Source organism: Parcubacteria group bacterium (assembly GCA_016181765.1).
Taxonomy (GTDB): domain Bacteria; phylum Patescibacteriota; class Patescibacteriia; order UBA2169; family UBA2169; genus CG10-46-32.
The window spans coordinates 39,453-66,214 of the sequence record JACOYR010000006.1; the positions used below are offsets into that span (position 1 = coordinate 39,453).

Below are 26,762 nucleotides of genomic sequence, written 5' to 3' on the forward strand. Positions count from 1 at the left end.
ACCCGCTCCACAATAAAACTTTTTTTAAATTTGCCGACCATTTCGGTGACGGCGCGCCAAAATGAAAACATCTTTTAATGAAAAACAGTTAGAAATTTTGACAGAGCTTGGACTTAGTAAAATCCAGGCGATTTTGTATTTAACCTCGCTAAAACACGGAATATTATCTGTTTTGGAATTATCTAAAATCACCAAGATAAATAGACAACAAATTTACTCAGAAGCAGAAAAATTAGTTGATCTTGGAATTTACGAGCTGACGCGGAAGCAAGGAAGAAAATATATCCCCGCAAATCCAGCGAAATTAGTAAAAGTTGGAAAGAAAAAAATTGATGAGACCGAAAAAATTTTAACAAAGTTGTCGGTAATCTTGCCTGAATTTGAGGCTTTTTCAGAACCAAAGAAAAATAAAGTTGTTGTGAAATATTTTCAGGGTTTGCCAAAAATTAAAGAAACGTATGAAGAAGAATTGGCGGCTTCTAAAAATACAGAAGTTTTATCTCTTGCCGGTTCAATTGACAATATTTTTGAATTTTTCACTGAATCATACTGGGATAAGTGGAATAAAAAATTTATAAAACATGACTCAAGAAGTCGGATGCTAGTCCACAATTCTGATATTGCTCGCAAGACCGCCGAGGATGACAAACGATACAAACGAGAAACTCGGTGGCTTCAGGATTTTCCTCTTAAAGTAAATATTGATGTTTTCAATAATACTGTTCTTATTGTCTCTTTTCACGACGAAATTGCTATTTGGATTGAAAGCCATATGTTGGCACAATCCTATCGCATAATGTTTAATACTCTTTGGGAAGTCGCAAAACCCTTCAAATAATAAAAATGTTGTAAAGAAACTTACAACTTTTATACCTTAAATTTCCTTGTATTTACTGACTTATTTGGCGCCTTCATGGCGTTTTTTCTTTTTTTATTACGCGAATTGGCTAATCGTGAAAAAATCATAGTGAGCAGTACAAACCGCAAACAAAGGAGATTGTTATGCCGCCAAGTGGATTCAGTGAGAAAGCCGTGAAGGGCGCCCTTGTCTTCGTGCAAAGTTGTTACGAAGACCTGCTGGAGGAAGTTCGCTCCGGAAAGCACGCAAGCTACGAGGAGGGTATCGAGTTCGAGATCACACAGATCGAGAAAGCCCTCATAAAGCTCCACATCGACGCCGAGGGGAACCTCGTCGAGCGATAAATTCAACAGACCCGAGCAAGTCTTAAAACTGCTCTTTTTTATTTGTCTAAATTTTCATACGGGTTGGCGAGGTTTTATTGATGGACATGTTTAAGGTATGCTACCATACATGCATAATCACAAACTCCTATGAAACAAAAAATGCTGTCAGCCATATTTATCCTGCTCTTCCCGCTCTTCGGCGTTGCGTACTACTACAAGCTGCTGGGAGAAAGCACGGACATTGATAAGACGTTCCTGACCCTCTCAACATTCCTATTCGCGCTCTTTACCGGATTTTTTATTTCACGCCAAGCCAGCCGGTATGGTGAGATACGCAGGCTGACCGCTGATTTTGACGGCAACATGTCCGGCATCTACCGCTTGTTCCAGCATCTGGGAAAAGACGCGCAACACGCGTCCGGAGGCATCATCAAAGAGTACTACAAAAAAATAACCAAAAACGGCTGGGACTACTCATTCACCCATAAAACAACCACCATCACCGACCTGCATGCTCTGCTTGAAAAAACCACCGACAAAAACACGGGCGGCAGCATGGCAAGCATGGCCGCATCCCGGATTATAGTAGGCCTGCAGGAACAGCAAAAAACGAGAAAAAATCTGGTTACCCTGCGCGAAGAAAGGATTCCGGGATTCCAATGGATGCTCATCTGCATCCTTACCGCAATTCTCGTGCTCACGGTTTCCGCGATCCCGTCAGCGGCGATTGTGCTCGGCTCCGCCGTAAAGGCCGCGTTCATCGTATCCATCCTGGTGGTGGTGGCCCTGCTGAAACAACTAGACAATCTTACGCTGTTTACGGGCGCTATCGGCGAACACTCGGCGCGGGATGTGGTTGAAATTATTGAGGGGAAAAAATAATCGCAGTCTTATGCTCGCCTACGCAATCATCGCAACACTCGCCGTAAGCCTCATCTCGCTCACCGGCATCCTGCTCCTCGCAAAGGAGGCGCACGCAAAAACATGGATCAAGAGGCTCATCGGGCTTGCCATCGGAACCCTGCTCGGAGCCGTGTTTTTTGACCTCCTGCCCGAAGCCATGGAATCGTTTGATGAGCCGCACACCGCATCTCTGATTATTCTTGCGGCAATCGTGGGGTTCTTTGCCATAGAAAAAGCAATCCACTACCACCACTGCATGTGCGATGACGAGGAAAAAGGGCACCGCAAGACCCACCTCATCATAAACAACCTCATCGGCGACGGACTGCACAATTTTGTTGACGGCACTATTATCGCGAGCGCGTTCCTGGTGGATGTACGGCTCGGCATCAGCGCCACGATCGCGGTTGCCTTGCATGAAATTCCGCAGGAAGTTGCCGACTTCTCCATTCTGGTGTATGCCGGAATGTCGCGGCTCAAAGCAGTGCTCTACAATCTGCTCTTCGGCCTGACGAGCGTGCTCGGCGCAATCCTGGTGTTCGTCTTTTCCGACTCCGTTGAGAGCCTGGTGCCCATACTCCTTGCGGTTGCAACCGGAAACTTCCTGTACCTTGCCATGGCAGATCTGGTTCCTGAACTGCACCACGAGCAGAACCCCCGTAAAGTCTGGATGCAGCTGGTGTGGGTTGGTTTGGGAATTCTGATCTTGTATGCCATCGGCCAAGTGGCGGGGAACGAGTAAAAAGGTGTATACTGAATGCATGCGCAAAAATATAGCACTGCTCACCTTGTCCATACTCGCGGCAGCCACGCTCGCGGCTGATGCTGCGGCCGCGCAGGAAACCGTACCCGGATACGAAGACAAAATCTTCAAAGCCCGGGTGATTGAAATTCTTGACGAACAGACAATCACCGATGAGTACACGGGCACGAACGCAATGCAGCAGAACCTCCGCGTGAGAGGCCTTGAGGGCGAGTGGAAAGATGCGGAGTACGAGACTGAAGGCATCTCGGACGTGATTATCTCCGAGAGCAAGACGCACGACGTTGGAGAAACCGTGTACGTCAACCAGAGCATACGGCCGAACCAGGAAGATCGGTTCTTTGTGATGGACCACGTGCGCACCAAGTCCTTGTGGTGGATGGCCGCGCTCTTTGCGGGAGCAGTGCTGGTTGTCGCGCGATGGAAGGGCCTGCGCGCGCTCGTGGTGCTCGCAGCCACGTTCGCCATTATCATCAAACTTATTATTCCCCAGATTATTGCGGGCCAAAGCCCGCTTGCGGTAAGCATCTTCGGATCAATCAGCATCCTCTTTCTCGCCATCTTCGTCACCGAGGGCATCAGCAAAAAAAGCTGGGTCGCGTTCGGAGCTATTTTGATCGCGCTGCTCGCGGTCATCGGCCTCTCGGAGTGGTTTACCGCTCTTGCCAAACTCTCCGGCGTTGCGACCGAAGAGGCAATGTACCTCATGAGCGTCGGGGAGTACGCGTTCAACCTGCGCGGGCTTTTGCTTGCGGGCATGGTCATTGGAGCCCTGGGTGTTCTGGATGACACGGTGGTGAGCCAGGTCTCGCTCGTCAAGGAACTCGTCAAAGCAAAGCCGGACATGCGGCGCGCGGCTGTGTTTAAGACAGCCATGCGGGTGGGCACGGACCATATCAACGCCATCATCAATACCCTGTTCCTCGCGTACGCGGGCGTCTCGCTCCCGCTCCTGGTGCTCTTCGTGATTTACGACCAATGCGCACGCTCGCCGGCTCAATCGCGCTCGTGCTCTCCGTGCCCATTGCCACAGTACTCGCGGTTGCCGCGTTCTGCCGCGGCCGAGCATCTTAAAAGTAGTGTAGAGCGAACCCATGAACACGCGATCCATCGGAATCAAGTACTACCTGCTCAAGGAGATCAACCCCCTCATCCGGCTCATCATTGTGTCGGACATTTTGATCGTTGGCGGCACGGCCATGCTCGCCCCGATTTTCGCGCTCTTCATTGAGGGGTACATCCGCGGGGGCAACGAGCAGGTGGCTGGCGTTGCAGTGGCCCTCTTCCTCATCACCAAGAGCCTGTTCCAGATCCCGGTTGCAACCATGATTGACCGCATCCGGGGGGAAAAAGACGATTTTGTGATCCTGGTGCTGTTCTCTCTGTTAATGTCCTTGACCCCGCTTCTGTACCTCGCGATCAGCGAACCCTGGCACCTCTACGTGGTGCAGGTGGTGCTCGGATTCTTTACGGCCATGACCTTCCCCTCGTTCATGGCAATCTTTACGCGGCACATTGACCGCGCCGTACACCATTGGATTCCACGCGCTCATCGTGGCTGTGGTGTCCATCTCAACGGTGGGCTCGCTCATGCTCGTCTCCATAAAGCCCTACCTGCAAAAGCGCTAAGCGCATCCGCGCAATTCACTACATCACGCCATGTGTGGTATACTATATGGTACCATGGCAATTTTTGACGCGGTGCTAACGTTTGTCCTTGATGTGTACCGAGAGCTCCAGCTCGCGGGCGACCCTTTTTACGCTGCTCTGATTCTTGTAGTGAACGGGCTCTGGATTCCGATTGTGTTCATCATGTTCGCGAACGCGAAAATCGCGTGGCAGGAATGGCGAATGGGCGTATACCACGATGCCAGGCGGCGCTTCATCCTGCTCGCCATTGACGTGCCCCGCCTGAACGAGCAATCCCCCAAAGCCGTGGAAAACATATTCACGCAGCTGCACGGCGCGCTCCCGGGCCACAACACCAAGTACCAAGAGTGGTGGCTCGGAAAAACTCCGGATTACTTCAGCGTTGAGCTGGTGTCCATTGAGGGCTATGTCCAGTTTTTGGTGTACACGCAGGAAGAGTACCGCGACATGGTGGAGAGCGCGTTCTACTCCCAGTACCCGGACGCCGAAATCACGCAGGTGGAAGACTACGTGTACGGCCAAAACGGGGAGTTCCGAAACATTGTCTTCCCGAGCAAGGAGTACGATCTGCTCGGCTGTGAATTCGTGTCTACCCGGCCAAGTGTGTACCCTATCCGCTTGCACATAGACTTTGAACATTCACTCTCCCAGGAATTCAAAGACCCCATGGCCGCACTGCTTGAGAGCATGAACAAGATCGGCCCCGGGGAGCAATTCTGGTTCCAGTGGGTCATTACCCCGGAGTACGACGAAAACTGGCAGGTCGCATCAAACCGGGAGGCTATGAAAATCGCCGGAAAAAAAATAGAGGCTTCGGAAAATGTGGTTGATAAAGCAGTGGGCGCCCTCGTCAGCCTCATTGACGCAATCGGCACTGCGGCGTTCCCGTTCTACAACCAGAGCGAGGAATCGCGAGAGCTGGATCGGGAACTGCCGAGCTTAATGCTCCACCTGACCCCGGCCGAGCAGCGCCGGATTGAAGCAATCCAGATGAAAGCGGACAAGCACGGCTTCTGGACAAAATTCAGGTACATCTACATCGCAAAAAAGGGCATTGCCTCCAAGGCGCGGGGTTTGGCGCCTATTACCGGCGCCATGAAGCAATTCAGCGCGCTCAATCTGAACACGCTCAAGCCGCACAGGTATACCAAAACATGGGGGTTATATTATATGATGGTGGAAAAGCGCGTGGCGCGCCGACAGAACAACCTCATCCGCGCGTACCAGGAGCGGGCCCGCAGCGCCGGCTCAAACGGCATTGTGCTGAACACCGAGGAGCTGGCAACGCTTTACCACTTCCCGACCGAGGTGGTAAAGGCTCCGCTCGTTTCCCGCACCCTGTCCAAGCGCGGGTCAGCTCCTGTCTCCTTGCCCGTGGAAGGGGGGCCCCGGACATTGCGCACGTCCCTGGACGCACAGCCCGCGCAAGGCGCGCATTCCCGCCCCGCCACAGTCCAGGAGGCGCCAGCATCGCACCACGGGCAAGCCCCGAGCAACCTGCCGTTTGTATAAACAAAAAACATACGCTCCCCCTGCTGGGGAGCGTATGTTGGTATACTCTTCTCTTTTTCTATGACGTATTATTTCGTAATAACATAGCATAAGGTCTACGTGCTTGATGAGAGCAAGACTGCCTCGCATCTTTCTCCAGAGGCAGTCTTGTTTGTTTTCCGTTGGTTTTTGAAAGAACACAATTCTGTCCCGGCGCAGATGCCGCCGGGCATTATAATCATCCTATTTGTTTTGATTTTTGGCCATAATTGGCGCGTAGATGATTGGCGTTTGCTACCTATGCTCATCTCTAGAATATGAGCATACGAAAAGGCACTTCACGGGTTGCGAAGTGCCTGGTAGGAAACATACCTAAAGGAAGTATAGCACACCTTTAGACAAAAGTCAAGAATTTAGGTATGGTGTAGCCATGCTGACTGAACAGCGCATCGCAAAAAACACCCTGTACCTGGCCACAGGAAAGGTGCTCTCAACCGGCCTCGGCGTATTGACCGTGGCATTGCTCTTGCGGTATCTGTCGGTTGATGACTACGGCAGGTACACCACAGTGCTTGCATTTATCCTGCTCTTCGGCACGTTTGTTGATTTTGGGCTGAACCTTACCACCACCCAGGACATCTCACTGCCCGGCACTGATGTTGAGAGGACCATTTCCGCGATATTCACCTTGCGCCTCTTGGTGAACATTGTTTTGGCGCTCTTGCTGCCGGTTATTCTGCTTGCGTTCCCGTATGAACAAACCGTCAAGAACGCGATTTTGATTTCATCGGTGCTGTTTTTTACGTCTTCCTTGTTCCAGGTGCTTGCGAGTTATTTCCAGAAAGAACTGCAGGCAGGTAAAGTCGCGTTCGCGGAACTTGTGGGGCGGGTTGCGCTGCTTATGACAACTATGACAGCGATTTACTTTGGGTTCTCATTTATTGAAATCATGCTCACCATTGTTGCCAGCTCTTTAACCCAATTCTGGGTGTTGGTGCGGTTTACGGCCCGCGCCATCAAACTGGAACTGGTTGTTGACCGAGCTATCTGGGCGCGCATCATATCAAAAACCTGGCCAATCGCTTTGTCTGTGATTTTCACGACCATTTACTTTAAGGGTGATGCTATCATCCTCTCGTTGACCAGGCCGTACCAGGATGTGGGCATCTACGGGGCAGCGTACAAAATCCTGGAAGTGCTGATAACCGTTCCCATCCTGTTCATGGGCTTGGTATTACCCCTGCTCTCGCGGCAGTTCAGCCAGAATGATACAAAAGGATTCAACAGCACCATCCAAAAGGCATGGGACGCGCTGGTGTTAGTGACCGTCCCCCTGGTGGTGGGAACCCTTATCCTTGCTGAACCCATAATGACACTCATCGCGGGCAGCGGATACGAGCCTTCAGCCGGCGTTCTTCGCATCCTTATTGTGGCTGCGGGGTTCATCTTTTTGGGCAGCCTGTTTGCTCACGCCGTGGTTGCCATTGGAAAACAGAAGCAGATGATTAAGTACTACGCGCTCGCGGCCGCTCTGGCTGTGATCTTGTACATCATCTACATTCCGGCCTACACCTACTATGCCGCGGCAGGCGTAACCGTGCTCTCGGAGTTTTTGATTGCCCTGGCAGCAGGAATCATGGTGTGGCGCGCATCCTGGTTCAAGCTTTCTCTAAGAGGATTGTTAGCATCACTCGGTGCGAGTACTGTGATGGGAGCAGTCCTGTACGCGCTCGCGGGCCAGAATGTGCTGGCGGCACTGCTCGCGGGTACTGCCGTGTACGGCCTTGGGGTGTGGGTAATGCGGTCGCAATTCTCATTTGTCGGGTATGAGCATGCGGACCATCGGTAAAACGCGCGACCCGTGGGCGCAGGCCGTACAGGCGAGTATTCCGGGCGCGGCCAAAACAAAAACGGTCCTGCTTGTCGGAAGCGCGGCGCAAATTTTTGCTACGCTGTTTTTCTGGATTGCCGGTTACCGGATTCTCTGGCTGGGGAGCCACAACGCACCTGCCGGCATAAAGGGTATTAAACCCTGTGTTAGCTCCTCGGCTCGGAAATGGAAAAGATTACTTTTCCATTTCACTCGCCCTACGTCGCTAATAACAAAACAGCTCATGCGCATTACAAGCCACGCAGCGCATGCAATCCTCGCCCCGAACCAGGCAATTGAAGCCCAGTATCTGAAAGCCGGGATTTCTGACAAAAAACTCTCACTCATCTATCCCCCGTGCGAAACTGAAACGCTTGATGCGCACAAGGACGGTAACGCATTTACCATTGTTTGCGACGGCGAAACCGGCATAGAGTATGGTTTGGGCATGATTATGCGCGCTGTCCGGGACGCCCAAGACATCCTCGGAAATATACGGCTCGTCATCGGCGGCACCATCACTGACCGCGGCCGCATTGAGTGGCTTGCCAAGGAACTTGGGCTCTCGGACTCGCTCAAGCTCGTGCCCGCGCGGGGGTATGATTGGATTGCGCAGGGTGACGTATTTTTGTTCATGCGGAATGGCAGTGGCCAGATTCCGCTTTCCTTGGCGCACGCCCTGGCATATGGCAAGCCCATCATCACTAATGACGCGCTCAATCACCGCGAATTTGTGGTTCACCGCAAAAACGGCATCCTGCTTAAGGATGCTAATAGCGATATGCTCTCCCAGGCCCTCATCAACTTTGGCCGCAAGCCGGAATGGTTGGCTGAATTGGGGCGCGAATCCGCGCAATTCGCTGCGGAGCGGTTTAGTCCGGATGCCGTGCGGAAAAAAATTGAGGCGCTGATCCCGTAGGACCAGCGCCTGTTCTCCAAACGACAGTGCCGCTTACTCCGCGGCCACACCGAGCCGAGCGAGCGCCCGGTGCCCGATGTCGGGCCGATGATACTCGCCTGCAAACGAAACGCGGGCTACTCCCTCGTACGCGCGCTGGACTGCGGAGGGAATGGAATCAGCCAGAGCCGTGATGCCGAGCACCCGGCCGCCATCCGTTACCCACGTCTCATCGCGTAAAGACGTGCCCGCGTGGAACGCCATGAGGTCGCCCCACGTGCCAAACTCCCCCAAACCGGAGATGGGCTTGCCTTTCTGGTACGCGCCCGGATACCCGCCGGATGCCATGACCACGCACGCGGCCGCACGATCCAGATCCAGCTCAAGGGGACCAAACTCACACAGCCAGCCGCGTGCCGCTGCCAGGCACAGCCCCGCGAGATCAGACTCAAGCAGCGGGAGCACTACCTGGGCCTCGGGGTCTCCGAACCGGCAGTTGAACTCAACCACCTTGGGCCCGTCTTGCGTAATCATGAGCCCGACATACAGCACCCCGCGGTACGGCGTGCCGCGCCGCCGCATTTCCGCCAGCACCGGATGAATGATCAGCTCCCCGACCTCGGCAACCAAGGCCGGAGTCATCACTGGAGCTGGCGCATATGCACCCATGCCCCCGGTGTTCAGGCCAGTATCGCCCTCGCCGACTGCCTTGTGGTCCTGTGCCGGTATGAGGGTCGCAAACTCCTCCCCGTCGCAGATGGCGAACAAGGATGCTTCCTCGCCGGACATGAACTTCTCCACGACGATTGAATGAACCGCCTCACCGCCGTGGACGCGCTCAAGCAGCAGTTTGGTGATGGCGTGCTCAAGCGCCTCATCGGTGGCCGCGGGAAAAACGCCTTTTCCGCCAGTCAAACCAGATGGCTTTACCACGGCCACCAAACCCGCGTCCCAGAACCGACGCACAACCCGGCGGACAGCTGCCGGGTTGGGATTCTCGACGAGCTCGTACGGAGCAGTGGGAACGCCAATCTCACGCATGAGGCCTTTGGCAAACCCCTTGTCAGTCTCAAGCCTGGCCGCAGCCATGGTGGGACCAAACACCAGAAGCCCGACCGCCTGGAACGAATCCACAATACCTGCGGCCAACGGATCTTCGGGCCCCACGATGACGAGGTCAATCTCCTGCCGAAGCGCCCAGTCCCGCAACTTGCCGATCTCAACCCAAAGTTCCGTGAGCCGGGAGAACGGGATGTCTAGCCTGAACTGCGGCAGCACTCTCGCCACTTGAGAAATGCCATCACTGCCCGGCGCGCAGTAGAGGTCGCACTCCGGGCGCTGCTTTTGAATCAGCCAGCAGATGGCGTGCTCTCGGGCGCCCTTGCCAATAACGAGAATCCTCAAAACCCTCTTGAGAGCCCCGCGAATGCTCATGTCGTCCTCCAAGAGATGATGAGTCAGGGATTGATCTTGAGCGCGGGCGCGTTGGCCTGCCCTACGAGGCCCTCTTCGCCCGGGCGCACGAACGGCTCAGCGTAGTACCGCTCTGATCTCCACAAGCGGCAGCGCAGGGAAAGAATCTGGAGCGTCTCAATTTGCACCTCCCACTCAATGGGCAGTGCGCGCGCTTGTAGCGTCTCGGGCGTGTCGCCGTCGTGGATGGGAACCATGCCGCACCTGATGACCTCGCCCCGGTCAAACTTCTCGTGCACGCGCTGGGATATCACCAGGGTGTGGTTAACCATCCTGCCCCCGCGCTCCGCGAGCAGCCGCCTGAACTCAAGGACTGCCGCGTGCGGCCGCTTGCCGTACATGCCCTTGCCGCCGAACCAGTGCGGAGCCGGGTGCTGGTTGTTGCCCGAATACAGGCGTACCACATCCGGCGGAGTCAATTGGAGCCAGCCGTACTGGCCATACCACGCAATGTCGCGCGCGTGGAAGGACTCGATGATGGCCTCGCCGTACGCCCTGTGGCTCGGGTAGTCCTTGCGCCGGAGCATCACGATGTCCTGCGCCGCCATACCTAGTTCGCGCGCTTTGTCGCACGCTCCACAAGGCCGGTCCACCAACAGCAGACGGGGCTCAATGTTGACAATCCTGCCGCTCGCGATCGCCTGCATGATAGCCTGAAACGTGGTTCCGCCGCCGGAAGCGCAAAACGCCATGGGTATCATCTGGGATTTCTCCCGCGTAAAAAGTGAATGAACTTTCCATGCCTATCGGACAATTACCATACCATATTTTTAAATTTCCGCAACCACAAAAAGCCCGAACGCACGGGTCTGTTATAGTATACGCTTACTCCGCGATAATCGGCTCTAACTCCAAGGTGATGCCGAACTTCTGGCGGACCGCAGTGCGGATAACCCCGGCAAACTCCAGAAGCTCTTCTGTAGTGCCGTTGCGATTCACCAAAGCCAGGGTGTGGTTTTCGGAAATCCCGACCGCTCCGTGCGCATGCCCCCTCTGGAAGCCCGCATGCTCTATGAGCCAGGCAGCCGGAACCTTGATGCGGTGCTCGCTGGTTTCAAAAAACGGGATTTCTTCGGCAACCTGCTTGCGGCTTGCGTGCCACCGCGCCGAGAGCGCGGCAAATTCTTTCTGCGAGAGTACAGGATTGGTGAAGAACGACCCGCAGGAACGCGAGTTCGGGTCGCGCGAATCCAGCACCATTGATTTTGACTTGCGCAGCGCCAACACCGCTTTGCGGATCTGTTTCAGGCTGACATCCAATGTGCCAAACAGGCCCGTGAGCTTGTCTGAAAGCTGGGCGTAGTGGACAACCGGCTTTGCCCCATTGAATAGGCGGTACGTGACTTCGGTGATGATGTACCTGTCCTTGCTGTACCCCTTGAACCGGCTCATCCGGTACCCGAACTCGCACTGCCCGTTGGTGAAGCTCGCCTCTTTGAGCGTCCTGCGGTCCAAGGCTTTGACGTGGAAAATGACGTCAGAAACTTCCTGGCCGTACGCACCCACGTTCTGGATGGGAGTTCCGCCTACCGAACCCGGAATGCCGGAAAGTGCCTCAATGCCCACAAGATTTTTGGCAATTGCCTTCTTCACGACATCATCCCAGATCTCGCCCGCTGCCGCGGCAACAAACGTGTACCCGTCACTGGCTTTGAATTTGACGCCTTTCAAATCAACTTTGACGACCAGGCCGTTAAACCCCTCGTCCTTGAAGACGGTGTTGCTGCCGCCGGAGAGGATCCACACCGGCATATTCTTCTTGTCCGCATACTGCAAAGCCTTCTTTAGTTCATCAATCGTTTCAACCGCAACAAATTCCTCGGCAATTCCGCCGAGTTTTATAGTGGTTAAATCAGCTAGCTTGATGTTCTTCTTTGGCTTCATGGATGTAGTGGCGGAGAGGGTGGGATTTGAACCCACGAGGACTTTGCAGCCCTACCGCTTTTCGAGAGCGGCGCTTTCAACCACTCAGCCACCTCTCCTCGTCACAGTCGGACTCTAGCTTCCGTGTCCGAGTGAAACTCGGCCACTTCAGCTGTCGTCCGCCTTTTCCTCACAGTTTTGCGCTTAACCGACCTGCGGTCGGCCCAAGCGCAAAACTGAAAAAGACTACTGCAAGAATACTTAAAAAACCAAAAAAAAGCAACCCAAAACATGGACAAAAGAGCCGGATTATCATATACTGCACTTATGAAAAAACAGCAGACCATACGGAAAGCGATTATCCCGGTGGCAGGGTTTGGCACGCGATTTTTGCCCGCAACCAAGGCCCAGCCAAAGGAAATGCTCACATTGGTTGATAAGCCGGTCATCCAATACATTGTTGAGGAAGCGGTTGCCTCGGGCATCACGGACATCATCCTCGTCACCGGCCAGAACAAACGCGCCATTGAGGACCACTTTGACCGCAACTTTGAACTGGAGTACCGCTTAAAGCAGAAAGGGAAGTTTGAAGCCCTGGATGAGCTGGAGGCAATCACCAACCTCGCGAACTTCTACTACGTGCGCCAAAAGACCCCGCTCGGAGACGGGCACGCCGTTCTGCAGGCAAAAGACCTGGTTGCCCCGGATGAGCCGGTTGCCGTGCTCTTCGGAGACGACATCGTGGTGGGAAAAACTCCTGCCTTAAAACAACTCATTGATGTATACGAAAGATACCAAGACGTGGTCCTGGCCGTTGACCGCGTGCCAAAGAGCGAGGTGGAAAGCTATGGCATTATTGATGTTGCGTCAAGCAACGGAAAAACGCATGAGATACAAGGCTTTGTGGAAAAACCGAGCCCCAAAAACGCCCCCTCCAACCTCGCGTGGATCGGAAAGTGCATCATCACGCACGAAATCTTTGGCATCCTCTCCAACATGAAGCGCGGCAAGAGCGGGGAAATCAGGCTTGCGGACGCGTTCGCTCTCCTGCTCAAAAAACGCACGCTCTACGCCTGCGAACTGGAAGGCCAACGTTTTGACTGCGGCTCTAAACTCGGATTCCTCAAAGCAACGGTCGCGTTCGGCCTCGCGCACCCGGAGCTCAAGCGTGACTTCGCAAAATACCTAAAAAGTATTAGAATAAAGTAGAGCATGGCAAAAATAAAAACAACCAAACTCCTCGCCTTTCTCCTGGTGCTCCCGCTCTTGGGCCTCGGGTGCAAAGGGTCGGGAACCGTATCCAAAGACGCGCTTGCGCCCGTAACGTTAAAGTACTGGCGCGTGTTTGATGAACCGAGCGACTTTACGGACGTGATCGCCGCGTTCAAACAGACCTACCCCCACATCAACGTAAGCGTGCGCAAACTGCGGATTGAGGAGTACGAAGATGCCATCATCCGCGCCCTGGCAGAGGGCAACGGGCCGGACATCATCTCTGTGCACGCGGCCCAGCTCAAGCAGTACCAGAATCTGCTCTCCCCTATGCCGCAAAGCGCCACCCTGCCCGCAACCATCATTGAGAACAACAACAAGAGGTCTGTAATGCTCCAAACCGTCAAACTGCCGAGCAGCCAAGACCTGCGGACCGCATTCATTGATACCGTCGCAACCGACGTCATGTTGGGCGGGCAAATCTACGGCCTGCCGCTCTCGGTTGACACTATGGTGCTCTACTACAACCGCCAGCTCTTAAACCAGGCAAACGTCCCCGCAGCTCCCCGCACATGGGAGGAGTTTAAGGAAGCGGTCAAGGTTCTCACCACCCAGGACCAGAACGGCAACATCATCCAGTCAGGCGCAGCCCTGGGAGGGGCGCGCAACATCAACCGCAGCCCGGACATCCTCGCGGCGCTTATGATGCAGAACGGCACGGAGATGACCCGGTCGGGCCGCGTCGCCTTTAACGAAGTTCCGGCGAGCCTCTCAAGTTCGTCCGTGGCGCCCGGGCGGGACGCGCTGCGCTTTTACACGGACTTCGCGTCCCCAGCCAAGGAAGTGTACGCCTGGAACGAGAACCTGCCCGAGTCTTTGGACGCATTCGCAAACAGCCAGCTCGCGCTCTTCTTTGGGTATGCCTACCACTTGCCGCTCATCCGTTCCCTGGCTCCGGGCATTGACCTTGGCATCACCAAACTCCCCCAGATAGCAGCCGCCGGCCGCCAGGTGAACATTGCCAATTACTGGTTTGAGGGCGTCACCAAGCAGTCCGAACATAAGGACGAGGCATGGGGCTTTATCCAGTTCGCCGCATCAGAACAAGGCGCGGCTCTGTTCCTCGCAAAATCCGGCAAGCCGACCGCCCTGCGCAGCCTCATTGCCAGCCAGCGGGCCAATCCGGAACTGGCCCCGTTTGCGGACCAGCTCTTAACGGCCCAAAACTGGTACCACGGCGGAAACGCCGCTGCCATGGAAGAAGCGCTCCGCACCGCCATTAGCCAGGTGGTCGCGGGGAGCCTGGAGCCTGACGCCGCCATTGACCAGGCCGCCCAAAATGTCGGCTTAACGTACTGACATGCCGTACCTCCTGCCCATCGTAGCGCTGCTCGCACTGCTGGTTCCCGAACCCGCAGCAGCAGACTCCCTGCTCCGAATCTGCACCGCAACCGGCAACTGCGGGGTGTGCGATGTGGTGGCAACCGCAGTCACGCTCGGCAAGTGGCTCATTACCGGATCAGCCGGACTAGCCTTGGTGGTGATTGTGTGGGCATCAGTCGGGCTCGCAACGAGCGCCGGAAACCCGGAAAAAATAGGGGAAGCCAAAAAACAGGTCGTGTGGTCCGTGCTCGGAGTGGGATTGGTGTTCGCGGCGTTCTATTTGGTGATGTGGATTGTCATTGCGTTCGCAAACCCCTCCAACCAGTTCAAGTACGCAAAAAATCCGTCCGATGCCGCGGTTGCCGAAACCGGAGGCTTGGCCGGTTTTCTGGGCGGGACCGCATGGTGGAACCTGTGCAGCGAGGCTGATTTGCGCGCAAACGGCGACCGAGCAAGGTCCGCGGACAATATAACCGCGGACTGCAAGTACTGGGGAGACGGCACGCCCTGCAAGACAAACCGCAAGAGCATCTGCTTGAGCGGAACGTGCACGCCAGTCGGAGACAGCAAAGTTCAGGCGAGCATAACCGCGCTCGGCGGATACCCCCTTCCAACAGACCCGTCCGCGTGCGACTATGTGGCCGCGGTTGACCGCGTGTTTGAAAACTACTCGTGCCAGCCGAATGCCGCATGCAATCCGGAAAAAATAGAAAAGGGGTTCTGCCCTCCCGGAGGCACAGTGTGCTGCGAGCCGTCCACCTTCACCCCGCGGGTGCGGCCAACCGCGGCCCCAGAGGTTTTGGTTCCAACGGCGCCCGGAGTACCCGGAGCTGGAGGTGATGAAATGGCAATCCGCACGACACTCGGAAATGCGGGCATAGAAGTCAATAAAGCCCCTTGTCCGGACATCCTTACCTCAACCGACTGCACGTCAGTCGCCGGACTGTCGCAGAGCACGGTTAATAAACTGATTGAAGCCCACACCACATACAACGGGCGCATCTACATTACCGGAGGGACCGAGCGAGGCCCCCATGCCCAAAACACCACGCACGGCAATCAGAACGTGGTTGATATCCGCAACAAGCAAGAGGCGCGAGATGCCCTGGATCAGATGGGGCTCGTGCGCATGACCTCGTTTTCAAACGGCTATGCGAGGGGCTCCAACTGGTACATCTGCGACACCAACGGCCAGGCTGTAAGCTGTGGTACTGCAAGCCACTTACACGTAGAATTTTAACCAACCCTAGAGAGCCTATGATCACAAAACTATTCTTCACCAGCCTCGCTATCCTGCTCCCCGCGGCACAAGCCCTGGCACAGAACAGCTACGGCAGTGCCGATCTCAATCCGCTCGGAAGAATTGAGGGCCCGCAGGAGCTCTATGGCCGCTTTTTGCAATTTTTCCTCGGGTTCGTTGGGGTCGGCGCGCTCGGGTACTTCATCATCGGCGGCATTATACTCTTGATGTCCCAAGGGAACCCTGAAAAGGTAAAAATGGGCAAGGACACGCTGGTCTGGGCAATCATCGGCATGTTCGTGGCGTTCGCAAGCTACATCATCCTGCGGTTCGTGCTGGAGATCATCATCACCCCGACCGGCGCGTAGTTATCAACAGAGTGATTTTGCAAAAAATGCCGCAGTGTTGTATAATTCATGCATCATAAACCAATTATTTATTAAACTTTGATACTATGATTACGCGAACAACAAAACTGGCATGGAAAATGATTTTGAGCGGGTTGTTTTCCGCAAGCTTCCTGGCGCTCGCGCTTGTTCCGGCTACAACGTCTGCCGCCGTAGGTGACGACTGCACGGACACCAAATCGTGCCCCACCGGGGGAGAAGTGTGCATCCGCAACGCTAATGACGGAACTCCCGGAGATGCAACTGATGCCTTTTCTTTCGTCTGCACCACCCCGCAGGCCACCCAGTATGGTTTAGGCGAGTTTACTGATGTCGGTCTCGGCCAGACCCAGGACCTCAAGGGCTCTATCGCGAACATCATCAACATCATCCTCGGATTCCTCGGGATTGTGGCGGTCATCATCATCCTGGCCGGCGGATTCAAGTGGATGACAGCCGGAGGCAACGAGGACAAGGTCGGCGAATCGCGGCAGATGATCATCCAGGGCATCATCGGATTGGTGGTGGTGTTTGCGGCCTGGGCAATCGCGAGCTTCGTGGTTTCCAACCTCCAATCAGCAACCACCTAGCCGCCTCCCCCCTCTCTCCTGCCTATGCACAACCCCCGCCAAATCAGCGGGGGTTGTTTGTTGCGTCCAAATCCTGTTTTTGGTATACTATACACACTGTTATTATCCACAAAGGTCTATGATGAAAACTATAAGCATTTTGGCGTCTGGGGCCGCATTTTCAATCCTGCTCCTCCTTGCGCCATCGGCAACAAATGCCGCTCCTGTTGATGAAGATGGGGTCTGTCAGCTTTTTCCGGTTACCGCAGACGAAGCATGCGGGCCGGGTTTGGTATGCGAACAAACGCCGACAAGCGCCGCGGGCCAAGGAGTGTGTTGTGCGCCGGGGTCAGACAACTGCCGTTTCGGGTTGGGAGAACAATCCACGTTCACAACCCTGGGTTTGGGCAAAAATGATGACCTTAAGGGGACTCTGGCGACCATTATCAATATAGCGCTCGGGTTCCTTGGCATTATTGCCGTGATTATCGTGATGTTCGGGGGGTTCAAGTGGATGACTGCGGCTGGAAACGAGGAGCAGGTGGGAGAGGCGCGGAAGCTGATCGTGGGGGGCGTGGTCGGACTGCTGGTGATATTCATGGCATGGGCAATCGCGAGCTTTGTGGTATTATTACGCCTCGCTATACAACCATATGCACCACACCATGACGCCACGCGCCGTTCAAGCCGCAAAATGCATGCTTGCCACGAGCATGCTGGTTCTGCTCGCTGTTGCAATCGCGGCACCTTCGTCAACTGGCGCGCAAGTTGCGGATCCCCGGGCTGCGGACCAGCAGTATGGCCTGGGAAGCGCCAGCAGCTTCACAAATGTCGGCCTGGGCAAAGAGGATGACCTTAAGGGGACTCTAGCGACCGTCATCAACATAGCGCTCGGGTTCCTTGGCATCATTGCCGTGATTATCGTGATGTTCGGAGGGTTCAAGTGGATGACTGCGGCAGGCAACGAGGAGCAGGTGGGAGAGGCGCGGAAGCTGATCGTGGGGGGCGTGGTCGGACTGCTGGTGATATTCATGGCATGGGCAATCGCGAGCTTTGTGGTAAGCTCCTCGGCTCGGATATGAAAAAGAATACTTTTTCATATCACTCGCTCTACGTCGCTAATAAAACAATGCTATGCCGATAGTTAAATCGTTTTCCTTAAGAATCAACCTGATCGTCGCGGCGGGCATGCTCGCATTCGCGATTCTCGCGCCGGTTCCGGCGCTCGCCCAAACCGACCCGTTCGGCGTGGAAGATGCGGCCAGGATCAACGTGGGCGAAGAGCGGGACCTTAAATTTGCCATTGCGAACATCGTGAACGTAGTACTCGGATTTTTGGGAATCCTTGCGGTCATCATCATCATGTATGCGGGATTCAAATGGATGACCGCGTCCGGAAACGAAGAGCAGGTGGGCGAAGCCCGAAAAATGCTCTTGCAGGCGGTCATCGGCTTAATCATCATCATGGGAGCCTGGGTCATTATAAACTTCGTCACCGGAGAATTCGGCAGAGCGGTCCAGCTTGAAAACTAACCGGCCCCGGGCCGCTTACGCAACACGTATGACCGCACGCCGCACTCTCATCGTAGCACTCCTCGTTTCCGGATTGGCGGGATTCGCGGCAAGCCCGCACCCGGCATTTGCCCAGCGCAGCGCCGCCGGGGAAAACGCGCTCAATTTTTTGGATGCGACCGCGGAAAAGGGCGGGCTCTCAAGCGGCATCAAAAACGCGGGATTCAGCAGTGAGGACGCGGTGCTCGGCATTGTGGGCAACATCATCAACGTCATCCTTGGATTCGTGGGAATCATCTTCTTTGTCCAGATGTTCTACGCGGGCTTCAGGTGGATGTCGTCCGGCGGCAACGAGGAGGTCGTAACCGAAGCCAGGCAGACCATCAAGAGCGCAGTCATCGGCATTGCGGTGGTGTTTGCCGCGTTCGTGGTTACGAACTTTACCTTGAATCAAATCGCAAGCATCACTGGGCCCACGCGGCCATCCGGGTTGCCCCCTGAAGATGAGAGCTATGACCCAAGTTTAGATGCCCCGGGCGGAGACTTAAATTTCGGCGAACTACCTCCGCCGCTTGGGACATGCATCTATCCAAAAAGCGGCGAATGTGATGCCGGAAACACCGGGTGGACTGACCTGCAAAGTGATGTATCTGAAAATGCTTGCATGACTCTCGCTGCTTCGGCTTGTGGCGACCCTGATTTGCACGACTGGTATTAATATACTATGAAATACGCCGCTCTAATATCACTATTCTTGGCAACCCTGTCTATAACTCTGTTTTCTTTTCAAGTCGTGGCTCATGCCCAAAATACTGATACCAAACTCGCGAGCGCGGTTGGCGATGCCCGTGGAAAACTCAATGCCATTGGCTCAATCACAGGCTTGGGACGGGTTGACGTTTCAACTGACGCTGGTCTGTACGAAAAAATCGCGGCAGTCATCAATATCCTGCTCGGGTTTGCGGGCGTAATTGCGACCATCTATATAATTGTTGCGGGAATCCAGTGGATTACGGCAAGCGGCAATGAGGAACAGGTTACCGAAGCGCGCGGAAACATAAGGAACGCGGTCATCGGCTTGGTGGTTATATTCCTCGCGTTTGTCATCACCAATTTCGTCACCAAATCACTCATTGACGTAATCGGCGGCTGACGCTAAAAACTTCCCTATGAAAATCTTTCTCACAGCCATTGCCTTAACAGGCCTCCTCGCAGCCGCGGCTCCGGCGCACGCGGTATCCGGCGTCAACCAGCTCAAGAACAACCTCGGCATCATCGGAACCGAAACCGGGCTCGGCACCCAAGGGGACTCAAGTCTTCCGGAAAAAATCGCGGCAATTGTGAACATAGCGCTCGGGTTTGTAGCGCTCATCGGGGTGATCATGATCATCTACGCGGGCTTTAAGTGGATGACAGCCGGCGGCAACGAGGAGCAAATAAAAGAAGCCAAAGGCCATATCCGCAATGCGGTCATCGGCATTGTCATTATTATGCTCGCGTTCGTAATTGTCAATTTTACCGTGAACAAGCTCTCGGAAACCGTGGGTGTGGGCGAGGGCGGAGGAGGAGGGGGAAACGTCATCAGCGGACTTTGTGAATTTGATGTTGGCGGCGGGCTTATGTTCTGCGTACCTCGGTCAGAATCAGAGTGCCAAACCCTTGGGGGAACCTATAACGCGCAGTGCGAAAAGCAGACTTACTGCAGGTGCGCAAGCGGATGCGGGGCAAACAACTGCCTTATTATGACCGAAAATGCATGCGAAAGGAAGAGTGGAGCGCTTAGCGACGCGCCCTGTAATTGAGTAGCAATGCGTCAAAAACAGCCCGCCCCCAAGGTGGGCTGTTTTTGAGCGTTTTGACTTTTGTATACACATTGTGTATACTGACCGCATCATCAATCACATCAATCCCATGATTAAAGACACCACCATCAACATCAGGACAAACGCCAAAATCAAAAAACGAGTAGCCCAAAAAGCGCGCGAGCGAGGCCTTACGCTTTCGGGACTCACGAATCTGTTCTTCCAGAATTTTGTGCAGAACGAACAAACGCTCATAGACAAGCTTGAGGAGCGCATGTTTGATAACGCCCTGCAGTCAGCGCCCATTAGAGAGAAGCTTACCCGATCGGATAGCGCGCTGGAAAAAAGACTCGCTGAAGACGCAAAAGATTTGGCGCGGATGCATTTTGATGATCTGCCGTCTGAAGACGAATGGGTTGCCATACAGCCATCCATCAATTAACCTATGGATTTCCACCAAGGCGACATAGCGCTCGCAAACCTCAATCCGACCAGAGGGCACGAGCAAGCGGGCTTTAGGCCTGTGTTGATCATGCAAGCCAACATCCTCAACAAGCACCTAAGCACGGTCATCATAGCGCCAATCACCACAAATCTTGGTGCCCGAGGAAAGCTTACCACCTATCTCCTAGCTAAGGATGTATCAGGGCTTGACTATGATTCGGTCGTGCTCGTCCATCAAATACGCGCGCTTGACAAACAGCGATTAGAGAAAAAAATAACGAGCATATCTCACGATGAATTCCAAAAGATAAGAGAGAAACTGCTGTTTGTGTTCGGTTGATTTTTTTGCGCTTTTCTGATACCATAACCCTATGTCAGGCCACTCAAAATGGCACTCAATCAAGCACCAAAAAGCGGCGGCTGACGCCAAAAAGGGCGCTGCTTTTACGCGCGTCTCCCGCAATATCACCATTGCGGCGCGCGAGCGCGGAGGAGACCCGGAAACCAACGCCAAGCTGCGGCTGGCCATAGACCAGGCCCGCAACGTGAACATGCCCAAAGACAACATCCAGCGCGCCATTGACCGCGGAACCGGCACGGGCAGCGAGTCACAGCTCACCGAAACTCTGTACGAGGGCTATGGCCCTGCCGGGGTCGCGCTCATCGTCAAGGTGGTTACGGACAACACCAACCGCGCGGTATCTGATTTGCGGCACATTTTGAACAAGCACGGCGGGACGCTTGGAAAATCGGGATCAGTGATGTGGAACTTTGAGTTCAAAAACGGCGAGTACGTTCCCAGGAGCACGATTGCGCTTGATGCGGAAGCCAAGGAAAAATTTGAGGCGTTCGCTGGCGCGCTCGGAGAGCTGGAAGACATAAACGACTTCTACGACAATGCGGTATGATTATCCTTGGCATAGACCCAGGAATAGCTGACACCGGATTTGGAGTAATCAAAAAAACGAACGACTCGTTTCGCGCCCAAGCTTTTGGGACTATTGCCACGCGGAAAACAGACGCATTGACGGACCGGCTGAAGGAACTCTTTGATGGGATACAGGGGCTCATCAAAAAATACAAGCCAGAGCGCATTGCCGTGGAACAGCTTTTTTTTGCCAAGAACGCCAAAACCGCGATTACCGTGGCGCACGGCCGAGGAGTCATCCTGCTCGCGGCAAAGAGCGCGGGATGCGAAGTCCGGGAGTACACCCCCCTGCAGGTAAAACAGGCCATCACCGGCTATGGCGCGGCGAGCAAATCGCAAATCCAGCGCATGGTAAAAACCATTCTCGCGCTCAAAACAATTCCCCGGCCCGATGATGCGGCAGATGCGCTCGCTATTGCCATTTGCGCGGGGCAAACAAACCATTCGTTGTCATTGCGAGCATAAGCGAAGCAATCCCGTGAACGACGAAATTGCCGCGGGAGCTATCGCTCCCTCGCAATGACATTATGAAATTTCCGCGAACCTGCGCTTGCCCACTTGGATGATGGCGCCCTTGTTGACGTCAATTTTCGCCTTCCAGTCGCTTACCAGCGCATCGTCCACCCGCACGCCGCCCTGCTCAATGAGGCGCTTTGCTTCTGACCGGGATTGCGCAAGCCCCAGTGCAACAAGCAATTCGTCCGCTTGTTTTTGTTTGCCGGAAACCTTCTTTTTTGGGATGTCCGAGGGCAAGGCGCCGGACCGAAACACTGCATTGAATTCTTTCTCCGCAGCCTGTGCCGCTTTGGCGCCATGGTACATCCCAACGATTTCAAGCGCGAGGCGCGCTTTTGCGTCGCGCGGATTTTCGCCTTTCTTGAGTTCGCGCTCAATCTGCCGAATAGCATCCAAAGGCACATCCGTGCATAATTCAAAATAGGTGACGATAAGCCCGTCCGAAAGCGACATGATTTTTCCGTACATGTCAGCGGGCTCGTCATCCAAGTAGACGCAGTTATCATACGTCTTGCTCATCAATCTTCCGTCTGTGCCTTCGATGAGAGGTGTGGTCAAGACGCATTTGTCGCGCTTGCCGAATGCTTTCTGCATCGTCCGGCCCGCAAGCATGTTAAATTCCTGATCCGTCCCGCCGATTTCGAAATCGACATCCAATACGACGGAGTCGTAGCCCACCATCATCGGATACAAAAACTCATGGATGCCGAGCGGATTGCCTTTTTTTATTCTACACTCGAATGCGTCCCGTTGTTCCATCTGCTGCACGGTGAAGAGGCTCGCATGTTTCATGATGTCTTCGTACGTGAGCTTCTCCAGCCATTCATGATTATAGCGCACGTCGATTTTTGAAAAATCGAGAACTTTCGCCGCTTGCTTCTTGTATGTCTCAAAGTTCGATTGCACTTGCTCTCTGGTGAGTGGTTTGCGCATGGCGTCTTTGTCCGACGGGTCCCCGAGCATGGCTGTGAAGCTTCCGATGATCAGAATGGCTTCGTGGCCCGCGTCCGCAAACTGCATCAATTTCCGCATTGGAATCGTATGGCCGAGGTGCATGCGCGTTCCCGTGGGATCGATACCCCAATACACGCGAAGCTTCCTGCCGGATGCGAGCTTTTCCTCGGCAAGATTCTGCGGGATCGCTTTCGCGACGCCTCGGGTGAGGAGTTCGTAAGTTTTTGCTTGCTTTTTTGCCATAAAATAAGTATGGTATAGGTACCACTGATGGATTCATTTTAGCAAAATAATTGGAATAACACTATGGTCAGAGAGTCAATGCCGCACCATAATCCAGAGACAGAACCAGAGAGCGCTGTGCGGTCTGAAGTGCTGGAGAGCGTCAAACAAACCCTGCTCAAACAGCTTCCATCCGAACTTCAAGAACACTGGAAAGATGCATCTATCAAACAAATCAGTGAAGTGCTTGATGCGCGGAAAGAAGAAGGCTACGAGGCATTTCGCGGCTACCATACTTCGGATATTGACCTGAATGTGGGCGACTTTTTACGGCCCGGAAGCGACGGCACAATCCACTATACCGCCTCGCCGGATACATTATACGGAAAAAAAGCAAAGTACCTATACACCGTTGAAGGGTCAAACACCGACCAAGTCAACGACGAAGCGCTTGGATGGCATCAATCACACGCCCCTCTCAAAATTATTGCTAAAATAGATTTAACACAGGACACTCCCGAGACAATAGGAGCGTCTTTCGCAGACGTTGAGTACTCCGGATAAACCTCATGCCCATTCCGCATTTCAAACACAGCCGCTCCTGGGGCGACCAGAACAGCCGCCCCCGGTATTCCCAGCGACGCATCCAACAGAACAAGCTCGGAGGTACACCGGCTAGAAGAATGCCCAGCTTTAAGCGCGGCAACGTAAAAGCAATCATCGCATTCCTCATCCCCTATGCCCTCATTGCCGCGGCCCTGGGCATCCTTTTTGTGCTGGCACTGTTTGCGTGGTACTCGCGAAACCTGCCCACCCCGGACAAAATTATTGACAGATCAGTCGCCCAAAGTACTAAAATTTACGATTCTACAGGGGAGCACGTCCTGTTTGAAGCGTTTGACACCCAGCGCCGCACCATCATCCCCCTTGAGCAGATCCCGGAGCACGTACGGAAAGGGACTATCCTGATTGAAGACAAAAACTTCTACCTCCACAAAGGGTTTGACACCAAGGGCATCCTGCGCGCGGTCGTTAAAAACCTCGCATGCTTGTGCAAGGCAGAGGGCGGCTCAACGCTCACCCAGCAACTCATCAAGAACGCCATCCTGACGAACGAAAAAGCGTTCTCCCGCAAGATCAAGGAGTTCGTGCTCGCGTACCAGATTGAGCGCAAGTTTGACAAAGACCAGATCCTCCAGCTCTACTTCAACGAAATCCCCTACGGCTCAAGCGCGTACGGCATTGAGTCCGCGAGCCAGTTCTACCTGGGCAAGAGCGCCAAAGATCTCACAGTCGCGGAAGGCGCGTACCTGGCGGCGCTGCCGCGGGCGCCCACGTACTACTCCCCGTACGGCTCGCATTTGGAGGATTTGAAAAACCGGAAAAACCACATCATCAGCCTGCTCTTGGATGCCGGGGACCTCGCCGAGGAAGAGGCCCAGGCCGCGCAAAATGAGGAGGTCGTGTTCGCCGAAAAATCAAACCTCTTAAACCGCGCCCCGCACTTCGTGATCGGGGTGCGCGAAGAGTTGGCCTCCAAGTACGGGGAGCGGGAGGTTGAGCAGGGAGGCCTCAAGGTGACTACTACCCTTGATTGGGACATGCAGCAGCAAGCCGAAGCCGCGGTCGCGGAATTTGCCGAACGGAACGCGGAACAATACAACGCCACGAACGCGTCCCTGGTTGCGCTTGACCCAAAAACCGGGCACATCCTTGCCATGGTCGGCTCCCGCGACTACTTTAACGAAGAGATTGACGGCAACTTCAACGTGGCAACCCAGGGGGCGCGCCAGCCCGGCTCCTCCTTTAAGCCGTTCGTGTATGCGGCTGGGTTTGAGAAAGGCTACACCGATAAAACCACGCTCTGGGACGTGGTGACCGAATTCGGCAGAGGCGCGGACGGGAGGGAATACGTGCCCCACAACTATGACCTCAAAGAGCACGGCCCGCTATCCGTAAGAGCCGCGCTCCAGGGCTCCATCAACATTCCGGCAGTCAAAATGCTCTATTTGGTCGGGCCCGGAAACGTGATTAAAAAAGCCGAAGAAATCGGGTACACCACGTTTGAAGACCCGGATCGCTATGGGCTCTCGTTGGTCTTGGGAGGCGCCGAGGTAAGGCTCATTGAGCACACGCAGGCGTATGCCATGCTCGCGAACGGCGGGATCGCAAAACCCGCGGTCTCCATACTCAAAGTGGAAGACGCACGCGGCAAAGTGCTCCAGGAGCACGAGGAAGAAGAGGGAACGCGCGTTATGGGCGAACAGGTGGTGCGGCTCTTATCTGACGTGCTCTCGGACAATGATGCGCGCGCGTACGTGTTCGGCGCGAGCAACTACCTCACCCTCGGAGGGCGCCCGGTTGCCGCAAAAACCGGGACCACCAATGACTACCGGGACGCGTGGACCTTGGGCTACACGCCGAGCCTTGCGGCAGGGGTCTGGGTCGGCAACAGCGACTTCTCCGAAATGAAGCGCGGGGCGGACGGGTCCGTGGTTGCGGCCCCCATCTGGAACCGGTTCATGCGCGCAGCGCTTGAGGGCAGGCCCATTGAATACTTCCCCAAGCCGGAGATTGAGTACCCAAACAAGCCGGTGTTGCGTGGGGACCTTGAGGGCGGCACCCCGGTCCGCATTGACCGCGCAAGCGGCTTGCTCGCAACCGAGATGACTCCTGAATCCTTTATTGAAGAAAAAATATTCCGCACCGGCCACTCCATCCTGTACTACGTTGACCCGGAGGACCCGCTTGGGCCAACTCCCTCCGAGGGCGACCGGGACCCTGCCTACCCCAAGTGGGAAGTCGCGGTGGAGCGCTGGATGGCGGAGAATGATTGGAAAGCTGATGAAGGTTCTATTCCGACCGAATATGACAACCTGCACGTGTTTGAAAATAAGCCCTCAATTTCAATTATTGAGCCAAGCGACGGCCAGACCGTAAGCGGGGACATCATCTTTTTCCGCGTTGAGGCTTCGGCTCCGCGCGGCATCTCGCGCGTGGAGTTCTATGTTGATAATGAGCTGGTTGCCGAAAGCCGGAGCGCGCCGTACACCGGGCGCTACATCCCGAACCCTTCAGTTGCGAACGGCTTCCACGCGTTGCGGGCCGTCGCGTATGATGACATTGACAACAGCGAAAGCGTGTCCGCAAACTTCAACCTGCTCCTGCAAAAGACTGCCTTGTCCGCGAGCTGGACCGCGCCAAAGAGCAATGCCGTATTCAGCGAGTTTGATTTCCCGGTTGCCATTGAGCTCACTCTTCCGGGCGCTGACATTGCCCAAGTGGAGCTCTTTGCCGCGCCCAAAGCAAAACCGAGCCAGTACGCGCTCATCAGCACACTCTCCCCGAACAGCACAACCGTTAAAACCACCTGGGACGCCATACCGCCGCTCGGCGGGGACTACGAAATCTATGCCGTGCTCTGGGACAGCCAAAACACCCCGCACCGCGTGGCCGGGGTGGATGTTGTGGTTGACGTGCCGGAGGGCGTTGAATAAC

Annotated in this window: 28 protein-coding genes and 1 tRNA gene; 24 read left to right on the forward strand and 5 right to left on the reverse strand. The window is 54.7% G+C overall.

The genetic code is table 11. The annotated features are described in order from the left end of the window. Positions 1–61: 61 nt before the first annotated feature. From HYT31_04710 to HYT31_04745, 8 genes are all read left to right on the forward strand, one after another. On the forward strand, positions 62–838 hold the full coding sequence (locus HYT31_04710; GenBank protein MBI2051068.1) for a hypothetical protein: 777 nt from the start codon (positions 62–64) through the stop codon (positions 836–838). Positions 839–1,002: 164 nt separating this feature from the next. Further along, a complete protein-coding gene (locus tag HYT31_04715) occupies positions 1,003–1,203 on the forward strand; it encodes a hypothetical protein (protein ID MBI2051069.1) in 201 nt (66 codons plus the stop codon). Between the two features lie 129 nt (positions 1,204–1,332). Further along, on the forward strand, positions 1,333–2,067 hold the full coding sequence (locus HYT31_04720; GenBank protein MBI2051070.1) for a hypothetical protein: 735 nt from the start codon (positions 1,333–1,335) through the stop codon (positions 2,065–2,067). Positions 2,068–2,077: 10 nt separating this feature from the next. Continuing rightward, the gene (locus HYT31_04725) at positions 2,078–2,830 is read left to right on the forward strand and encodes a ZIP family metal transporter (protein ID MBI2051071.1); all 753 of its coding nucleotides are present in this window, start codon (positions 2,078–2,080) and stop codon (positions 2,828–2,830) included. A 19-nt stretch (positions 2,831–2,849) separates the two neighbouring features. Then, positions 2,850–4,082, forward strand: a complete 1,233-nt coding sequence (locus HYT31_04730) for a YibE/F family protein (GenBank protein ID MBI2051072.1) — start codon at positions 2,850–2,852, stop codon at positions 4,080–4,082. A 452-nt stretch (positions 4,083–4,534) separates the two neighbouring features. Further along, positions 4,535–6,013 carry a hypothetical protein gene (locus tag HYT31_04735; protein ID MBI2051073.1) on the forward strand — a complete coding sequence of 493 codons (1,479 nt, stop codon included), beginning with the start codon at positions 4,535–4,537 and terminating at the stop codon, positions 6,011–6,013. A gap of 409 nt (positions 6,014–6,422) precedes the next feature. Continuing rightward, positions 6,423–7,841, forward strand: a complete 1,419-nt coding sequence (locus tag HYT31_04740) for a flippase (protein ID MBI2051074.1) — start codon at positions 6,423–6,425, stop codon at positions 7,839–7,841. A gap of 265 nt (positions 7,842–8,106) precedes the next feature. Further along, complete coding sequence (locus HYT31_04745) at positions 8,107–8,781, forward strand: glycosyltransferase (protein MBI2051075.1); 675 nt, start codon at positions 8,107–8,109, stop codon at positions 8,779–8,781. A gap of 33 nt (positions 8,782–8,814) precedes the next feature. Here HYT31_04745 and purD read toward each other — a convergent pair whose 3' ends face one another. The 4 genes from purD to HYT31_04765 form a co-directional block, all read right to left on the reverse strand. After that, positions 8,815–10,164, reverse strand: coding sequence for a phosphoribosylamine--glycine ligase (gene purD, locus HYT31_04750; protein ID MBI2051076.1), 1,350 nt, complete (start codon positions 10,162–10,164; stop codon positions 8,815–8,817). Positions 10,165–10,217: 53 nt separating this feature from the next. Continuing rightward, entirely contained in the window at positions 10,218–10,925 is a 708-nt protein-coding gene (locus HYT31_04755; protein MBI2051077.1) for a hypothetical protein, read from the reverse strand. A 133-nt stretch (positions 10,926–11,058) separates the two neighbouring features. Beyond that, positions 11,059–12,117, reverse strand: a complete 1,059-nt coding sequence (locus HYT31_04760; protein MBI2051078.1) for a UDP-N-acetylmuramate dehydrogenase — start codon at positions 12,115–12,117, stop codon at positions 11,059–11,061. 8 nt (positions 12,118–12,125) lie between these two features. Then, positions 12,126–12,215 (reverse strand) — tRNA-Ser (locus HYT31_04765). 208 nt (positions 12,216–12,423) lie between these two features. Here HYT31_04765 and galU point away from each other — a divergent pair. The 14 genes from galU (at position 12,424) to ruvC (ending at position 22,037) form a co-directional block, all read left to right on the forward strand. Next, positions 12,424–13,305: a UTP--glucose-1-phosphate uridylyltransferase GalU gene (gene galU, locus HYT31_04770; protein ID MBI2051079.1), complete on the forward strand. Its 882-nt coding sequence runs from the start codon at positions 12,424–12,426 to the stop codon at positions 13,303–13,305. Positions 13,306–13,308: 3 nt separating this feature from the next. After that, entirely contained in the window at positions 13,309–14,667 is a 1,359-nt protein-coding gene (locus HYT31_04775; GenBank protein ID MBI2051080.1) for an extracellular solute-binding protein, read from the forward strand. A gap of 1 nt (position 14,668) precedes the next feature. Next, positions 14,669–15,931 carry a TrbC/VirB2 family protein gene (locus HYT31_04780; GenBank protein ID MBI2051081.1) on the forward strand — a complete coding sequence of 421 codons (1,263 nt, stop codon included), beginning with the start codon at positions 14,669–14,671 and terminating at the stop codon, positions 15,929–15,931. Between the two features lie 17 nt (positions 15,932–15,948). Further along, on the forward strand, positions 15,949–16,299 hold the full coding sequence (locus tag HYT31_04785) for a hypothetical protein (GenBank protein MBI2051082.1): 351 nt from the start codon (positions 15,949–15,951) through the stop codon (positions 16,297–16,299). An 86-nt stretch (positions 16,300–16,385) separates the two neighbouring features. Further along, positions 16,386–16,907, forward strand: a complete 522-nt coding sequence (locus HYT31_04790; protein ID MBI2051083.1) for a hypothetical protein — start codon at positions 16,386–16,388, stop codon at positions 16,905–16,907. A 632-nt stretch (positions 16,908–17,539) separates the two neighbouring features. After that, the gene (locus HYT31_04795) at positions 17,540–17,968 is read left to right on the forward strand and encodes a hypothetical protein (GenBank protein ID MBI2051084.1); all 429 of its coding nucleotides are present in this window, start codon (positions 17,540–17,542) and stop codon (positions 17,966–17,968) included. 52 nt (positions 17,969–18,020) lie between these two features. After that, complete coding sequence (locus tag HYT31_04800) at positions 18,021–18,419, forward strand: hypothetical protein (GenBank protein MBI2051085.1); 399 nt, start codon at positions 18,021–18,023, stop codon at positions 18,417–18,419. A 28-nt stretch (positions 18,420–18,447) separates the two neighbouring features. Continuing rightward, positions 18,448–19,116, forward strand: coding sequence for a hypothetical protein (locus HYT31_04805; GenBank protein ID MBI2051086.1), 669 nt, complete (start codon positions 18,448–18,450; stop codon positions 19,114–19,116). Positions 19,117–19,191: 75 nt separating this feature from the next. Then, positions 19,192–19,551 (forward strand): hypothetical protein, encoded by a 360-nt coding sequence (locus HYT31_04810; protein ID MBI2051087.1) that lies wholly within the window; start codon positions 19,192–19,194, stop codon positions 19,549–19,551. 16 nt (positions 19,552–19,567) lie between these two features. Continuing rightward, entirely contained in the window at positions 19,568–20,200 is a 633-nt protein-coding gene (locus HYT31_04815; GenBank protein ID MBI2051088.1) for a hypothetical protein, read from the forward strand. Between the two features lie 73 nt (positions 20,201–20,273). Next, a complete protein-coding gene (locus tag HYT31_04820; GenBank protein ID MBI2051089.1) occupies positions 20,274–20,642 on the forward strand; it encodes a hypothetical protein in 369 nt (122 codons plus the stop codon). Between the two features lie 3 nt (positions 20,643–20,645). Continuing rightward, a complete protein-coding gene (locus HYT31_04825) occupies positions 20,646–20,984 on the forward strand; it encodes a type II toxin-antitoxin system PemK/MazF family toxin (GenBank protein ID MBI2051090.1) in 339 nt (112 codons plus the stop codon). Positions 20,985–21,015: 31 nt separating this feature from the next. Beyond that, positions 21,016–21,552, forward strand: coding sequence for a YebC/PmpR family DNA-binding transcriptional regulator (locus HYT31_04830; protein ID MBI2051091.1), 537 nt, complete (start codon positions 21,016–21,018; stop codon positions 21,550–21,552). Continuing rightward, positions 21,549–22,037, forward strand: coding sequence for a crossover junction endodeoxyribonuclease RuvC (gene ruvC / locus HYT31_04835; protein MBI2051092.1), 489 nt, complete (start codon positions 21,549–21,551; stop codon positions 22,035–22,037). The genes HYT31_04830 and ruvC overlap by 4 nt, the downstream gene beginning before the upstream one ends. A gap of 60 nt (positions 22,038–22,097) precedes the next feature. On the opposite strand, the gene HYT31_04840 is transcribed toward ruvC, so the two are convergent. Continuing rightward, positions 22,098–23,285 (reverse strand): tyrosine--tRNA ligase, encoded by a 1,188-nt coding sequence (locus HYT31_04840; GenBank protein MBI2051093.1) that lies wholly within the window; start codon positions 23,283–23,285, stop codon positions 22,098–22,100. Positions 23,286–23,348: 63 nt separating this feature from the next. Here HYT31_04840 and HYT31_04845 point away from each other — a divergent pair, with 63 nt between their 5' ends. Continuing rightward, on the forward strand, positions 23,349–23,828 hold the full coding sequence (locus HYT31_04845) for a hypothetical protein (GenBank protein MBI2051094.1): 480 nt from the start codon (positions 23,349–23,351) through the stop codon (positions 23,826–23,828). A 5-nt stretch (positions 23,829–23,833) separates the two neighbouring features. Further along, complete coding sequence (locus HYT31_04850) at positions 23,834–26,761, forward strand: PBP1A family penicillin-binding protein (GenBank protein ID MBI2051095.1); 2,928 nt, start codon at positions 23,834–23,836, stop codon at positions 26,759–26,761. Position 26,762: the final 1 nt, after the last annotated feature.